15 protein-coding genes are annotated in these 15,242 nt (G+C 63.5%); 8 read left to right on the top strand and 7 right to left on the bottom strand.

Annotated features, from left to right (window positions below; all coding sequences use genetic code 11):
- Nucleotides 1-9: 9 nt before the first annotated feature.
- Entirely contained in the window at nt 10-321 is a 312-nt protein-coding gene (locus tag CH286_RS00385) for a hypothetical protein (RefSeq protein ID WP_094608032.1), read from the bottom strand.
- 215 nt (nt 322-536) lie between these two features.
- On the opposite strand from CH286_RS00385, the gene CH286_RS00380 reads away from it, so the two are divergent.
- From CH286_RS00380 to CH286_RS00365, 4 genes are all read left to right on the top strand, one after another.
- Nucleotides 537-1,541 (top strand): substrate-binding domain-containing protein, encoded by a 1,005-nt coding sequence (locus tag CH286_RS00380; RefSeq protein WP_094608031.1) that lies wholly within the window; start codon nt 537-539, stop codon nt 1,539-1,541.
- Between the two features lie 29 nt (nt 1,542-1,570).
- The gene (locus tag CH286_RS00375) at nt 1,571-2,629 is read left to right on the top strand and encodes an ABC transporter permease (RefSeq protein WP_032404730.1); all 1,059 of its coding nucleotides are present in this window, start codon (nt 1,571-1,573) and stop codon (nt 2,627-2,629) included.
- A 3-nt stretch (nt 2,630-2,632) separates the two neighbouring features.
- Nucleotides 2,633-3,415, top strand: a complete 783-nt coding sequence (locus CH286_RS00370) for an ATP-binding cassette domain-containing protein (RefSeq protein ID WP_094608030.1) — start codon at nt 2,633-2,635, stop codon at nt 3,413-3,415.
- A gap of 95 nt (nt 3,416-3,510) precedes the next feature.
- The gene (locus tag CH286_RS00365; protein ID WP_094608029.1) at nt 3,511-4,716 is read left to right on the top strand and encodes an acyl-CoA dehydrogenase family protein; all 1,206 of its coding nucleotides are present in this window, start codon (nt 3,511-3,513) and stop codon (nt 4,714-4,716) included.
- A 65-nt stretch (nt 4,717-4,781) separates the two neighbouring features.
- Here CH286_RS00365 and CH286_RS00360 read toward each other — a convergent pair whose 3' ends face one another.
- The 4 genes from CH286_RS00360 to sdhC are packed head-to-tail and all read right to left on the bottom strand — an operon-like array spanning nt 4,782 to nt 8,124.
- The gene (locus CH286_RS00360) at nt 4,782-5,561 is read right to left on the bottom strand and encodes a succinate dehydrogenase iron-sulfur subunit (protein ID WP_037147905.1); all 780 of its coding nucleotides are present in this window, start codon (nt 5,559-5,561) and stop codon (nt 4,782-4,784) included.
- A gap of 1 nt (nt 5,562) precedes the next feature.
- Nucleotides 5,563-7,314 (bottom strand): succinate dehydrogenase flavoprotein subunit, encoded by a 1,752-nt coding sequence (sdhA, locus tag CH286_RS00355; protein WP_032376833.1) that lies wholly within the window; start codon nt 7,312-7,314, stop codon nt 5,563-5,565.
- Between the two features lie 16 nt (nt 7,315-7,330).
- The gene (locus CH286_RS00350) at nt 7,331-7,783 is read right to left on the bottom strand and encodes a succinate dehydrogenase hydrophobic membrane anchor subunit (RefSeq protein WP_027496419.1); all 453 of its coding nucleotides are present in this window, start codon (nt 7,781-7,783) and stop codon (nt 7,331-7,333) included.
- The gene (sdhC, locus tag CH286_RS00345; protein ID WP_441347100.1) at nt 7,783-8,124 is read right to left on the bottom strand and encodes a succinate dehydrogenase, cytochrome b556 subunit; all 342 of its coding nucleotides are present in this window, start codon (nt 8,122-8,124) and stop codon (nt 7,783-7,785) included. The genes CH286_RS00350 and sdhC overlap by 1 nt, the downstream gene beginning before the upstream one ends.
- A gap of 334 nt (nt 8,125-8,458) precedes the next feature.
- On the opposite strand from sdhC, the gene CH286_RS00340 reads away from it, so the two are divergent.
- The gene (locus CH286_RS00340; RefSeq protein ID WP_094608027.1) at nt 8,459-8,872 is read left to right on the top strand and encodes a cytidine deaminase; all 414 of its coding nucleotides are present in this window, start codon (nt 8,459-8,461) and stop codon (nt 8,870-8,872) included.
- Nucleotides 8,865-10,148 (top strand): thymidine phosphorylase, encoded by a 1,284-nt coding sequence (locus CH286_RS00335; RefSeq protein ID WP_094608026.1) that lies wholly within the window; start codon nt 8,865-8,867, stop codon nt 10,146-10,148. Before CH286_RS00340 ends, CH286_RS00335 begins: the two co-directional genes overlap by 8 nt.
- 25 nt (nt 10,149-10,173) lie before the next feature.
- Here CH286_RS00335 and CH286_RS00330 read toward each other — a convergent pair whose 3' ends face one another.
- Entirely contained in the window at nt 10,174-11,541 is a 1,368-nt protein-coding gene (locus CH286_RS00330; protein WP_094608025.1) for an aspartate aminotransferase family protein, read from the bottom strand.
- Complete coding sequence (locus CH286_RS00325) at nt 11,538-12,002, bottom strand: Lrp/AsnC family transcriptional regulator (protein WP_032376836.1); 465 nt, start codon at nt 12,000-12,002, stop codon at nt 11,538-11,540. The genes CH286_RS00330 and CH286_RS00325 overlap by 4 nt, the downstream gene beginning before the upstream one ends.
- A gap of 142 nt (nt 12,003-12,144) precedes the next feature.
- Here CH286_RS00325 and CH286_RS00320 point away from each other — a divergent pair, with 142 nt between their 5' ends.
- Complete coding sequence (locus CH286_RS00320) at nt 12,145-13,650, top strand: gamma-aminobutyraldehyde dehydrogenase (protein WP_094608024.1); 1,506 nt, start codon at nt 12,145-12,147, stop codon at nt 13,648-13,650.
- On the top strand, nt 13,647-15,068 hold the full coding sequence (locus CH286_RS00315) for an NAD(P)/FAD-dependent oxidoreductase (RefSeq protein WP_094608023.1): 1,422 nt from the start codon (nt 13,647-13,649) through the stop codon (nt 15,066-15,068). The genes CH286_RS00320 and CH286_RS00315 overlap by 4 nt, the downstream gene beginning before the upstream one ends.
- Nucleotides 15,069-15,242: the final 174 nt, after the last annotated feature.

Below are 15,242 nucleotides of genomic sequence, written 5' to 3'. Positions count from 1 at the left end.
GCAGTGGGGTCAGTCGTCGTCATCGTCATCCCAGTCGTCGTCGAAGTCATCGTCCCAGTCCGCGGGCGGCAATGGCGGCGGGGGCACGAATCCGTCCGGTGCCACCGGCTGCGGAACCACGGCGGTGGGAGCGGGATTCCCCGTCCCCGGTGCAGGGGTAACGGGTTGCGGGGTACCCGGGGCGGATTGCGCGGGTGCGGCGGGTGCGACGATGGGTGCGGGCAACGGGGTCTGCTCGCCCGTGGATCGCGTCGTCAGCAAGGCCGTGACGAGAACGGCGAGCGTGAGCAGTCCGAGGGCCGAGACGATGATGGTTCGCACACAACCGAGTCTGACGACGGCGGATTGTGGCTACGTGAATCGGAGATGAGAGTTCTCTCATGTGGTCCGAGGTCCGGTGGTGCGCACACCGGTTGTGTTGCCTGACGAATAATCGTCGAAGATGCGTGACGAGTACCAATCGTTTCTTACAGTGATCAGGTCGGCGGCTCGGATTCGTCGGTGTTCGAGAGCCGGTTGTTGGAAAGGGAAGTGCAATGAGGTTTCGGCAAAGGCGCGGGCAGATCGCGGTCGTCGCGGTCTGTGCGGTCGCGGCACTGACTGTCGCTGCCTGTTCGAGCACCGGTGGTGCTCCTCGATCGTCCGACGACGGAAACAATGCGGGCGTAGCCGACACGCCGGCGGCGACGATAGCGATGATCACGCACGAGGTTCCCGGCGACACCTTCTGGGATCTGGTGCGCAAGGGTGCCGAAGCCGCGGCAGCGAAGGACAACATCGAGCTGCGCTACTCCGCAGATCCCGAAGCGCCCAATCAGGCCAACCTCGTCCAGAGTGCGATCGATTCCAAGGTCGACGGCATCGCGGTCACGCTGGCCAAGCCCGACGCGATGGCCCCCGCCGTCGAGACGGCCACTGCCGCGGGCATTCCCGTGGTCGCGTTCAATTCCGGCTACGACTCCTGGAAGGACATGGGAGTCGGCCAGTACTTCGGTCAGGACGAGACCATCGCCGGCCAGGCGGCAGGAGCGCGTCTCACCACCGACGGTGCTCGAAAGACACTGTGCATCATCCAGGAGCAGGGTGCAGTGTCGCTCGAGGCTCGCTGCGCAGGCGTCAGGCAGGGCTTCACCGGAGGCACCACCGAGATCCTGAACGTCAACAGCAAGGACATGCCGTCCGTGGAGTCGACCATCACGGCCAAGCTGCAGCAGGATCCGACGATCGATCACATCATCGCCCTCGCCGCTCCGATCGCATTGACAGCTGTGCAGTCCACGGTCAACGCGGGCAGCGATGCCACGGTTGTCACGTTCGACACCAATGCCGCCTTGGTCGATGCGATCGAGTCCGGCGATGTGGCGTGGGCGATCGATCAGCAGCCGTACCTGCAGGGCTACCTGGCGATCGACTCGCTGTGGCTCTACCTCAACAACGGCAACACGATCGGCGGCGGCACCCCGGTGCTGACCGGACCCGCGTTCATCGATTCGACCAACATCGACGCGGTCGCCGAGTACGCGCGTAACGGCACACGCTGAGTGCATCGCCTCGGCGCGGAAGGAACATCATGCCCACACAGGCCGATCCGGCTCTGTCGAAACACACCGTGATCACGGACGAGCGCGTTACGAAGCAAAAGCCGTTGCAGCGCTTGCTGATCCGTCCGGAGGTCGGCGCCCTGTTCGGCGCGGTCGCCATCTTCGTCTTCTTCTGCATCGTGGCACCACCGTTTCGATCGCCCGAGGCTCTCGCGACCGTGCTGTATGCGTCTTCGACCATCGGCATCATGGCGATCGGGGTGTCGTTGTTGATGATCGGCGGCGAGTTCGACCTCTCCACCGGTGTTGCAGTGACCTTCTCGTCCATCATGGCGTCGATGTTGGCCTACAACCTGCATCTGAACGTGTGGGCCGGCTCTGCGTTGGCACTGCTCTTGGCGCTGTCGGTCGGCGTGTTCAACGGCTACCTGGTGATGCGGACCAAAATCCCGTCGTTCCTGATCACGCTGGCGTCGTTCTTGATGCTCACCGGCATCAATCTCGCCGTCACCAAACTCGTCACCGGACAGGTTGCCACCCCGTCGATCTCGGATATGGAGGGATTCGATTCGGCCAAAGCTGTGTTCTCGTCTTCGTTCTCGGTATTCGGAGTGTCGATCCGAATCACCGTCGTGTGGTGGATCGTGTTGACACTGGCGGCAACCTGGGTGTTGATGAGAACTCGTACCGGTAACTGGATTTTCGCCGTCGGCGGCAATCAGGAATCGGCGCGAGCCGTCGGGGTGCCGGTCACGAGGGTCAAGATCGGCTTGTTCATGTTCGTCGGCTTCTGCGCCTGGTTCGTCGGCATGCATCTGCTGTTCGCCTTCGACACCGTGCAGTCCGGTCAGGGCGTCGGCAACGAGTTTCTCTACATCATCGCCGCAGTCATCGGAGGGTGCTTGCTCACCGGCGGATACGGAACAGCCGTCGGCGCATTCATCGGCGCATTCATCTTCGGCATGACCAATCAGGGCATCGTCTATGCCGGGTGGAACCCCGACTGGTTCAAGTTCTTTCTCGGCGCGATGCTGCTGTTCGCCGTGATCGCCAACAACTCATTCCGCAACTTCGCGGCGAAAAGGTAATCGATGACTTACTCCGCGAACACGCCCCTCATCGAACTTCGGAACGTGGGCAAGAGTTACGGCAACGTCACTGCGTTGCAGGGAATCGATATGCGTGTCGGTGCCGGTGAGGTCACGTGCGTTCTGGGCGACAACGGTGCAGGCAAGTCCACCTTGATCAAGATCATGGCCGGCCTACATCAGCAGTCCGAGGGTCAGTTGCTCGTCGACGGCGAACCAGCGACCTTCGGATCGCCGAAAGACGCCCTGGACAAGGGGATTGCCACCGTCTATCAGGACCTCGCGGTGGTATCCCTGATGCCGGTGTGGCGCAACTTCTTTCTCGGTCAGGAGTTGCGTCGTGGCAAGGTCCTGAAATCACTCGACATCCACGCAATGCGCGCGACGACCATCGAGGAACTTCGCAAGATCGGCATCGATCTGCCCGACGTCGATGCTCCGATCGGCTCTCTCTCCGGTGGACAGCGACAGTGCGTGGCCATCGCCCGCGCCATCTTCTTCGGTGCGCGTGTGCTCATCCTCGACGAGCCGACGGCCGCGCTGGGCGTCAAGCAGTCGGGCATGGTTCTGCGTTACGTCTCTGCGGCCCGAGAGCAAGGCTTCGGCGTAGTCTTCATCACCCACAATCCACACCACGCGTACCTGGTCGGAAATCATTTCGTTCTGCTCAACCGTGGTCGCCAGACGCTCGACTGTGCTTACGACGACATCTCACTCGACGACCTCACCAGGGAAATGGCGGGCGGCGACGAACTGGCGACCCTCACCGACGAACTGCGCCGCTGACCTCTGACCGCTGCTTCGCATGAGTGAGAAGCGGGTGTGGCGGGTAGAAGATCGGTAGCGGTGCCCGACGGAGGCACCAGACGAAGGAGCCGAACATGAGTGAGCACGAGCCCCTCGGACCACTGTCGCCCGATTTTCTCGAATCCGATTTCTACGGATATCAGGGGATGCTCGACGACAACGAGATCGAGGTGGTACTGCGCGCCCGTCGGTTCCTGCAGGAGGAGGTCGCGCCGAGGGCGAACGAATTCTGGGAGAAGGCGAGCTCGCCGGTACATCTGTTGCCGCTGATCGCCGAGCTCGAGATCGCCGGTCTCGGTTACGAGTTCGACGATCGAAAGGCCTCGCGCAAGCTGCTCACGGGATGGCTGGAGATGGAGTTCGCACGAATCGATCCGTCCACGGGAACGATGTTCAGCGTGCACAGTTCGCTGGCGATGAGCAGTATCTCGATTCTCGGCTCCGAGGAGCAGCGCGCGCGGTGGTTGCCCGCCATGCGCCGGATGGAGACCATCGGCGCCTTCGGCCTGTCCGAGCCGCACGGCGGATCCGACGTCGCGGGCGGGCTGGAAACGACAGCCCGCCTCGAAGGCGATCACTGGGTCCTCAACGGTAGTAAGCGCTGGATCGGCAACGCCACCTTCGCAGACCTGACCATCGTCTTCGCCAAGGACGAGGCCGACGGCGAGGTCAAGGGCTTTGTGGTCGAAAAGCACTTCGAGGGATTCCGGGCCGAGAAGATCGAGGGCAAGTACTCGCTCCGCGCGGTGGAGAACGCGGACGTACATCTCGAGAACTGCCGAGTTCCGGTCGCCAACAAGCTCGCCGACGCCAACTCCTTCGCCGATACCGCGAAGGTGCTCCGCTTGACCCGTGGGGGAGTGGCGTTCCAGGCGGTGGGCGTCATGATGGGTGCATACGAGCGGGCAGTCGCGTACGCGCGTGAACGCGAGCAGTTCGGTTCTCCGATCGCCTCGTTCCAGCTGATCGCCGATCTCATTGCACGGATGACCGCCAACATCACCGCCTCGCTCGGTATGGCGATTCGTGTTTCGCAGCTGCAGGACAACGGCGTCCACTACGACGAGCATGCAGCGCTCGCGAAGACGTTCTGTACGACGCGGCTGCGCGAAGTGGTCAGTTGGGCCCGAGAGATCATGGGCGGCAACGGAATTCTGATCGAGCATGACGTCATCAGGTTCTTCGCCGATGCCGAGGCGCTGTACTCCTACGAGGGCACAGCGCAGATCAACAACCTGATCGTCGGCCGTGGTGTGACGGGCTTCAGCGCGTTCGTCTGACCCTGGAAACGGCAAGCGCCCCTTCGCATGTGCGAAGGGGCGCTTGCCGTCGGTCGATGTGCCTGTTAGCGAGCGAAGAGCAACGCGCGCTTGACTTCCTGAATCGCCTTGGTCACCTGGATGCCGCGGGGGCATGCGTCGGTGCAGTTGAAGGTGGTGCGGCAACGCCACACACCCTCGACGTCGTTGAGGATGTCCAGACGTTCGGTTGCACCCTCGTCACGGCTGTCGAAGATGAACCGGTGTGCATTGACGATCGCGGCAGGGCCGAAGTAGCTGCCGTCGCTCCAGAACACGGGGCACGAGGTCGTGCAGCACGCGCACAGGATGCACTTGGTGGTGTCGTCGAACCGGGCGCGGTCCGCGGCGGACTGGATCCGCTCACGAGTCGGCTCGTTACCGGTCGTCATCAGGAACGGCTTCACGGCGCGGAACGCGTCGAAGAACGGCTCCATGTCGACGATGAGGTCCTTCTCCACCGGCAAGCCCTTGATGGGCTCGATGGTGATGTTGAGCGTCTTCGACGAGTCCTTGGGGAGCATGTCGCGCATCAGCACCTTGCAGGCGAGACGGTTGACGCCGTTGATGCGCATCGCATCGCTGCCGCACACACCGTGTGCGCACGAACGCCGGAACGTCAGTGTGCCGTCCAGGTAGCCCTTGACGTACAGCAGCAGGTTGAGCAGACGGTCGGTTTCCAGGGTGGGCACCTGGAAGGTGTCCCATCGCTGTCCGTCTCCGCTTTCGGGGTTGAAGCGCGCGATCTTGAGGTTCACCATCACTGCGCCTTCGGGCACGGGTGGCAGATCGGACTCGGACTTCTTGTCCAGGGTAGGTGCGCTCATATCAGTACTTCCGCTCCATCGGCTCGTAGCGGGTTTGGATTACCGGCTTGTAATCCAGGCGAATCTCGGTGAGCAGACCTTCGCCCTCTTTGTAGGCCATGGTGTGCTTCATGTACTCGGCGTCGTTGCGCTCGGGGTAATCCTCGCGGGCGTGACCGCCACGAGATTCCTTGCGGTTGAGAGCTCCGACGACCGTGACCTCGGCCATTTCGAGAAGGAAGCCGAGCTCGATGGCTTCGAGCAGGTCGCTGTTGTAGCGCTTGCCCTTGTCCTCGACGGTGATCTTGTTGTACCGCTCCTTGAGGGCGCGGACATCCTTGAGCGCCGTCTCGAGTCGCTCCTCGGTACGGAACACCGAAGCGTTGTTGTCCATCGACTGCTGCATCTCGGTACGGATGTCGGCTGCGCGCTCGTGACCGTGGTCCGACAGGATGAGCTCGAGCCAGTCCTGCACCATCTTGGCCGGCTCCTCCGGGAGCGGAGTGAAGTCGACGGAGTTGGCGTACTCGGCCGCGGCGATGCCGGCACGACGTCCGAAGACGTTGATGTCGAGCAACGAGTTGGTGCCGAGGCGGTTGGCTCCGTGTACGGAGACGCAGGCGCATTCACCGGCGGCGTACAGACCGGGAACGATGTCGGTGTTGTTGCGCAGAACCTCACCGTGGATCTTGGTGGGGATACCGCCCATGACGTAGTGGCACGTCGGGTAGACGGGCACCGGCTCCTTGACGGGGTCGACGCCGAGGTACGTGCGCGAGAACTCCATGATGTCGGGGAGCTTCTCGTCGAGTACTTCCTCGGGGATGTGCGTGACGTCGATGTAGACGTAGTCCTTGTTGGGGCCACCGCCGCGTCCTTCGAGTACCTCGAGCACCATCGAGCGAGCAACGATGTCGCGGGGCGCGAGGTCCTTGATGGTCGGTGCGTAGCGCTCCATGAAGCGCTCACCCGACTCGTTGCGAAGGATGCCGCCCTCGCCTCGGACCGCCTCGGAGATGAGGATGCCCAGGCCTGCGAGACCTGTCGGGTGGAACTGGTGGAACTCCATGTCCTCCAAGGGAAGACCCTTGCGGAACACGATGCTCATGCCGTCACCGGTGAGGGTGTGGGCGTTGGACGTGGTCTTGTAGATCCGGCCCGAACCGCCCGTGGCGAAGATGATCGACTTCGCGTGGAAGATGTGCAGCTCGCCGGTGGAGAGCTCGTAGGCGATGATGCCGGTTGCGACGGGGCCGTCGTCGGTTTCGGTCAGGCACAGATCCAGCGCATAGAACTCGTTGTAGAACTCGACGTCGTGCTTGACGCAGTTCTGGTAGAGCGTCTGCAGAATCATGTGGCCGGTGCGGTCGGCTGCGTAGCACGCACGACGAACCGGTGCCTTGCCGTGGTCGCGGGTGTGGCCGCCGAAGCGACGCTGATCGATCTTGCCCTCGGGCGTCCGGTTGAACGGAAGACCCATCTTCTCGAGGTCGAGAACGGCGTCGATTGCTTCCTTCGCCATGATCTCCACGGCGTCCTGGTCGGCGAGGTAGTCGCCACCCTTGACGGTGTCGAACGTGTGCCATTCCCAGTTGTCTTCCTCCACGTTCGCCAGAGCTGCGCACATGCCGCCCTGGGCTGCACCGGTGTGCGAACGAGTGGGGTAGAGCTTGGTCAGTACGGCGGTGCGAGCGCGGGGTCCGGCTTCGATCGCAGCACGCATACCGGCACCGCCTGCGCCGACGATCAGTACGTCGTAACGATGTTCCTGCATGTAAGCGTCAGTGTCCTTAGCTCGCCGAGATGTTGGGATCGAACGTGAAGATGACGTAGGTGCCGACGCCCATGATCAGGATCATCGACAGCACCAGCAACGTGGTCAGCCAGAATCGCGTCGAATCCTTGCGGGAGTAGTCCGCGATGATCGTGCGCAGGCCGTTGCCGCCGTGGAGCTGAGCGAGCCACAGCATCGTCAGGTCCCAGAACTGCCAGAACGGGCTGGCCCAGCGACCGGCCACGAAGGCGAAGTTGATGCGGTGCACACCGTCGTCGAGCATCAGCATGATGAACATGTGTCCCAGCACCAGCACGACGAGTGCCAGGCCCGAGAAGCGCATGAACAGCCACGCGTAGAGCTCGAAGTTGCCCTTGCTCTGCCGACGCGGTGAACGGGGGTTGGCCAAGCTGGCCGGACGGTCGTAGTTCGTGCCGAGGACCTTCGCCTCGGGACCCTGCGTCGACATCAGTGACCACCCGCCGTGAACATGTTGTAGAAGATTCGTCCCGCGCCGGGGATCATGACGACGAGCCAGACGACTGCGATGATCCACAGCATCGGCTTCTGGTACTGCGGTCCCTTGGACCAGAAATCGACCAGCATGACCCGGATGCCGTTCAGCGCGTGATACAGCACTGCGGCAACGAGGCCGAGTTCCATCAGGCCGACGAGCGGAGTCTTGTAGGTCTCGATGATGGCGTCGTACGTTTCGGGGTTGACCCGAACCATCGCCGTGTCGAGGACGTGGACGAACAAGAAGAAGAACGTCAACACGCCAGTGATGCGGTGCAGAACCCAGGACCACATGCCCGGGTCCCCGCGGTACAGAGACCGCTTGCGCTCCTTGACCGGAGCGACTTCCGTCGTGCTACTCATCGAGTGCAATGCCTCCAACGTCGTTGGTGGACGCTTCGAGCCCGGTGGCCGGTCTTGTCCTGGCTCGATTTGTCGCGATTCGGCCCTAGTGCTGGTTGTACTAGCCGCTTACTCGAAACTGTAAACCCATTCGAAACACGGAACTAATTCGACTCGAGGTTCGTACGGTGCCGAAATTCGGTGTTAGGTTTGCCTTCCCAATTCACAATCCAACTTCGGGGCAGATCTCTGCATCAATTCAGACGGCGTGATTGGATGGGTAACCATGGACGAAATCGACTGGAATACGTTGCGCGACAATGCTCATGAGGCAATGCGACATGCCTACGCCCCGTACTCGAACTTTCCGGTCGGTGCGGCCGCTCTGGTGGACGACAATCGAATAGTCACCGGGTGCAATGTGGAAAATGTCTCATACGGTTTGGGGCTCTGCGCCGAATGCGGGTTGGTCTCGAACCTGCACTCGAGCGGCGGCGGCATACTCGTGGCGTTCTCCTGCTGCGATTCTCGGCGTGAGATCCTGATGCCGTGCGGGCGATGCCGGCAGTTGCTGTTCGAGTTCGGCGGCCCGGATCTGCTCGTCGACACCACCTCGGGACCGCGTCGACTGGCAGAGTTGCTCCCGGATGCATTCGGACCCGACAACCTCGACGAAGGACGCGTGAACAACCATGCCTGACGCCGTATCGATCATCAGCGCCAAGCGCGACGGTCGCGTTCTCGACGACGAGCAGATCGAGTGGGTGATTGCCGAGTTCACTCGCGGAACCGTCGCGCCGGAACAGATGTCGGCACTGGCGATGGCAATTCTGTTGCGCGGATTGTCCCGTCGGGAACTGAGTACGTGGACCGGCGCGATGATCGCCTCGGGCACACGCATGGATTTCTCGGCACTGCCGCTACCCACCGTCGACAAGCACTCGACCGGCGGTGTCGGAGACAAGATCACGCTGCCGTTGGCTCCCCTCGTCGCTGCGTGCGGGGCAGCGGTGCCGCAACTGTCGGGGCGCGGCCTTGGACACACCGGCGGAACGCTCGACAAGCTCGAGTCCATCCCCGGGTGGCGAGCCGACCTCAGCGGCGAGGAGATGCAGCGCATTCTGGCCGATCCGTTGGTGGGTGCGGTCGTCTGCGCCGCCGGTGCCGATCTGGCTCCGGCCGACAAGAAGCTCTACGCGTTGCGCGACGTGACCGGAACCGTCGAGTCGATTCCGCTGATCGCCAGCTCGATCATGAGCAAGAAGATCGCCGAGGGCACCGGCGCACTCGTATTGGACGTGAAGGTCGGCGCCGGCGCGTTCATGAAGAACATCGACGATGCGCGCGAACTCGCGACCGCGATGGTCGAGCTCGGAACCGATGCGGGTGTGCGCACTCTGGCGGTGCTGACGGCGATGGACACCCCGCTCGGGCTCACCGCAGGCAATGCGCTCGAAGTGCAGGAGTCGGTCGAGGTGCTCGCCGGAGGCGGCCCGACCGACATCGTGGAGCTGACGATCACGCTGGCACGCACCATGCTCGCCGCGGCCGGGATCGAGGGCACCGATCCGGCCGACAAGCTCGCCGACGGGTCCGCCATGGACCGGTGGAAGACGATGATCGCGGCACAGGGCGGCGATCCCGACGCCGCGCTGCCCGTCGCCCGGGAGAGCCAGGAATTCACTGCGACACAGGACGGCGTCGTCACCGGGTTGGACGCGATGGGCGTCGGACTCGCTGCGTGGCGGCTGGGGGCAGGCCGAGAACGTCAGGGTGAGCCGGTGCAGAGCGCGGCCGGTGTGCGGCTGCACGCCAAGCCGGGGGATCGGGTGCGGGCCGGGGATCGGCTCGCAACCCTGTACACCGACACTCCCGAGCGTTTCGAGTACGCGCAGCAAGCACTCGTCGGGAGCTGGGAAATCGGTGCAACGGCTGTCGAGCCGAGCCCTCTCGTCATCGACCGCATCGGTCGGTAACGAGCTCGGTCGGTAGCAGTCTCGGTCAGATCAGGTTCCCCGCCTCGGTCAACACGCTGCGCAGAATCTGTTCCATCTCGTCGAACTCCTTCTGACCACAGATGAGTGGCGGAGCCAGCTGCACTACCGGATCGCCCCGATCGTCGGCGCGGCAGTACAGCCCTGCGTCGAACAGAGCCGTGGACAGGAACCCGCGGAGGATGCGTTCTGCTTCGGCATCGCTGAACGTTTCCTTCGTGGCTTTGTCCTTGACCAGTTCGATGCCGTAGAAGAACCCTTCGCCGCGCACGTCCCCGACGATAGGCAGATCGTGCAGTTTCTCGAGCGTCGCGCGAAACGCCGGTGCCTTGTCTGCGACATGCGCGTTGATCCCCTCGCGCTCGAAGATGTCGAGATTGGCCATGGCGACCGCAGCGGAGACGGGGTGGCCGCCGAAGGTGTAGCCGTGGGCGAAGCTGGACGTGCCGTCGTCGAACGGCTCGAACAGTCTGTCGGAGGCGATCATTGCGCCGATCGGGGAGTAGCCCGAGGTCAATCCCTTGGCGCAGGTGATGATGTCGGGAACGTATCCGAAGTCGTTGCAGGCGAACATCGATCCGATCCGTCCGAACGCACAGATCACCTCGTCCGAGACCAGGAGGACGTCGTAGCGGTCGCAGATCTCGCGGACCCGCTCGAAGTATCCGGGCGGGGGAGGGAAGCAACCTCCGGCATTCTGGACCGGCTCGAGGAATACCGCGGCCACCGAATCGGGGCCCTCGAATTCGATGGCCTCGGCGATCCGATCCGCAGCCCAGATTCCGAACGCCTTCGGGTCGGTATCCAGGGGAGCGGGAGCGCGGTAGATGTTGGTGTTCGGGACTCGGAACGCGCCCGGCGTCAACGGCTCGAAAGGCTCTTTGAGCGCGGGGATTCCGGTGATCGCGAGCGCACCCTGTGGGGTGCCGTGATAGGCGATGGCCCGCGAGATCACCTTGTGCTTGCCGGGCTTGCCGACCTTCTTGAAGTACTGCTTGGCCAGCTTCCACGCGCTCTCGACGGCCTCGCCGCCACCGGTGGTGAAGAAGACCCGGTTCAGGTCGCCGGGGGCGTAGCCGGCGAGGCGCTCGGCAAGTTCGATGGCTTGTTCGGTGACGTACGACCACAGCGGGAAGAAGGCCAATTCCTTTGCCTGCTTGGCCGCCGCCTCGGCCAATTCCTCGCGGCCGTGCCCCACCTGAACCACGAACAGGCCCGACAGTCCGTCGATGTAACTCTTGCCGTTCGAGTCCCAGATGGTCGAACCTTCGCCGCGGGTGATGATCGGAGGTGTGACCCCGGCACCGTGGCGGGTGAAGTGGCCCCACAGGTGCTTGGCTGCGGAGGCGTCGAGTTCGGCTGTCGTTCGTGTCATCGTGTTCCCCAATTGTATTGCTGCTTGACGAGTTTGAGATAGACCAGGGTCTCGGTACTGGTGACACCGTCCAGACTGCGGATCTGCTTGTTGAGAATCTGCAGAAGCTGTTCGTCGTCCTCGCACACCACTTCCACGACGACGTCGAACGACCCTGCGGTCAGGACGACGTAGTCGATCGCGTCGATGGCCGACAGTTCCTCGGACAGCGCATAACTGTCTCCGGTGCACTTGATGCCGATCATGGCCTGCCGTTTGAATCCGACCTGTACCGGATCGGTCACCGCGACGATCTGCATGACGCCGGAGTCCGTCAGCCGCTGAACACGTTGGCGGACAGCAGCTTCCGAGAGACCGACTGCTTTGCCGATCGCGGCGTACGAGCGTCGCCCGTCCTCCTGGAGTTGTTCGATGATCGCCTTGGAGACGTCGTCGAGTGCGATGGGTGGCTGCTCGGGCATGCGTCGATCTTGTCATTGTCGCGGTGGTGAACACAACCCTTCGACGATGAAATGCGTATCAATTGTCGATTCGGACGACAGAATCAGTTGTCACGAGGCGTGAAATGGAGAGAATCAGTAGCTTCGGCGGTACTGTGCAGGTATGGCGAACATTCCTGGTTGTTGGATCGACGGACGCGCGATGGACGGTAGTGGTCAGCGATATGCCGTCGACGATCCCGCAACGGGGTCGGTCTTGGCCGAGGTCGGGCTGGCGACGGCAGACGACGTCGATTCGGCACTCGCACATGCTCGGTCGGCATTTTCGGAATGGTCCGGCGCAACGCCCGCTGAGCGCAGCGCGGTCCTGACGGAGTTGGCTCGGCTGGTTGCCGCCGATGCCGAGAACTTCGCGGCCGAGGAAGTGGCGCAGACGGGCAAGACCGTGCGGCTGGCAACGGAGTTCGACGTGCCGGGCAGCATCGACAACATCGAATTCTTCGCCGGAGCGGCACGGCACCTCGACGGCAAGGCCACTGCGGAGTACTCGGGCGAGCACACCTCGTCGATTCGCCGCGACGCCGTCGGAGTCGTCGGGTCGATCACCCCGTGGAACTATCCGATGCAGATGGCGGTGTGGAAGGCGATTCCGGCTCTCGCGGCCGGGTGCGCCATCGTGCTCAAGCCCAGCGAACTCACTCCGCTGACCACACTGCGTCTGGCGCGCTTGGCCACCGAGGCGGGAGTTCCCGACGGCGTGTTCAACGTCGTCACCGGAACCGGAGAAGATGCCGGGGTCGCGTTGTCCTCGCACGAGGGCCTCGATCTGATGACCTTCACCGGTTCGACCCCCGTCGGCAGGCGAGTCATGGCGCAGGCCGCCGTTCACGGCACTCGGGTGCAGCTCGAACTGGGCGGCAAGGCACCGCTGGTGGTGTTCGACGACGCGGATCTCGATGCCGCCATTCACGGTGCCGTCGCCGGATCTCTGATCAACGGCGGCCAGGACTGCACGGCGGCCACCCGCGCCATCGTCGCCGAATCCCTCTACGACGACTTCGTTGCTGGAGTGGCCGAGTTGATGGGACGCGTCGTGATGGGACACCCGACCGATCCGGCTACCGACATGGGTTCGTTGATCTCGATCGCTCATCGCGATCGTGTTGCGGCCATGGTGAATCGAGCTCGCGACACCGGAGCCAGGATCGTCACCGGTGGCCGCATTCCTGAGGGCAGGGGTGCGTTCTACCCACCGACATTGGTCGCCGATGTCGGCGAGCAGGACGAAATCTATCGCGACGAGGTGTTCGGCCCGGTGCTCACGGTGTCCAAGCATCATGGCGACGACGATGCGATCCGGCGCGCCAACGACACTGCGTTCGGACTCGCCGCCTCCGCGTGGACCCGAGACGTGTACCGCGCAGGACGAGCGACGCGCGAGATCGCGGCCGGCTGTGTGTGGATCAACGATCACATTCCGATCATCAGCGAGATGCCACACGGAGGATTCGGAGCTTCGGGCTTCGGCAAGGACATGTCGAGCTATTCGCTGGACGAGTACCTCACCGTCAAACACGTCATGACCGACATCACCGGTGTGGCTCGAAAGGCTTGGCATCGAACGGTGTTCGCGTCGGCCGATCCCGAAGCACAGGAGGACGCCCGATGAGCGCATCATGGGCAACCGAACCCACCGACCGCGGCGTGGCGATGGTGGCGGGCGCGGCACCGGAGTCCTATTGGCTCGACCGTCCCGAACGGCCCGCTCCGCGCAGTCGGCACACCGGCTCTGCAACAGCAGATCTGGTGATAGTCGGCGGCGGATTCACCGGCCTGTGGGCGGCGGTGCATGCGGCAGAGGAGAACCCGAACCGGTCGATCGTGCTGCTCGAAGGCGACCGCATCGCCGAGGGTGCAACCGGTCGCAACGGCGGCTTCTGCGCGGCCAGCCTGACGCACGGACTGAGCAACGGGCTCGACCGGTATGCCGACGAACTCCCCGAGTTGCTGCGGATGGGCACGGAGACGCTCGACGCGATCTGCGCGACTGCGGAGAAGTACGGAATAGACGCCGACATCGAACGCACCGGCGAGCTCGACATCGCCAATTTCGACTGGCAGGTGGACGACCTGCGCGAGCTCGGTGACGAGGGTGCACGCCTGTCGCAGCCGATGGAATACCTCGACGCCGCTGCAGTGCAGTCCAGGATCACCTCACCGATGGCGCGCGGTGCACTGTTCGACCCCGATGTCGCGATGATCGACCCGGCCAAACTGGCCTGGGGCCTGGCCGACGCGGCCGAGTCGCTCGGTGTACACATTCACGAGAACACCCAGGCACTGTCGATCGACAAGTCCGGCAACGGTATTCGGGTGAAGACGGGCTACGGAACCATCGAGGCGGGCAAGGTACTGTTGGCCACCTCGGCATCGAAGTCGTTGCGACGAAAGCTCCGTCACTGGATCGTGCCCGTGTGGGACTACGTCATCATGACCGAGCCGCTGAGTCCGTCTCAGCTCGCCGACATCGGCTGGTCCGGCCGCGAAGGATTGGCCGACTCCGGCAACCGATTCCACTACTTCCGGTTGACGGCGGACGATCGCATCCTGTTCGGCGGGTGGGACGCGCACTACTTCTACGGTAGCGACACCGACCCTCGCCGAACCCAGCATCCCGAAGAGTTCGCATTGCTCGCCGAACACCTGCTGCAGATGTTCCCCGGCCTCGAAGGAATCCGCGCCACCCACGCCTGGGGCGGATCGATCGACACGTGCTCGCGGTTCAGTGCGTTCTGGGATCTCGGCATGAACGGACGGGTGGCGACGGTGGCCGGGTTCACCGGACTCGGCGTCGGCGCGTCCCACTTCGGAGCCCGCACCGCGCTCGACCTACTCGACGGCAAGGACACCGAACGAACGCGACTGAAGATGGTGCGCAGCATGCCGCTGCCGTTTCCGCCCGAGCCCGTCAGATCCCTCGGCATCAACATCACCCGCGCGGCATTCGCCCGAGCCGACCGCAACGGCGGAAAGCGCGGCCTGTGGCTCAAGGGAATGGACGCGCTGGGTCTGGGCTTCGACAGCTGAGGGAGCGGCTGCGCCGCACGTGCGCGGAAACTCGTACTCTGCTACGAAGTTTCGCTCACATGCGGCGAAGCCGCTCTCATATGGAGGTCGGCCTGTCAACGACGGCATGGTGAAGCGGTGGCACGCACCGTCGTGTGTGCCACCGCTTCCTGTCGCCGGGATGGTGATCGATGC

It is taken from the genome of Rhodococcus sp. WWJCD1 (assembly GCF_002258735.1).
Taxonomy (GTDB): Bacteria; Actinomycetota; Actinomycetes; order Mycobacteriales; family Mycobacteriaceae; genus Rhodococcoides.
Note: the sequence above shows the minus strand (reverse complement) of the source record. Positions and strands in the feature narration are given on the sequence as shown.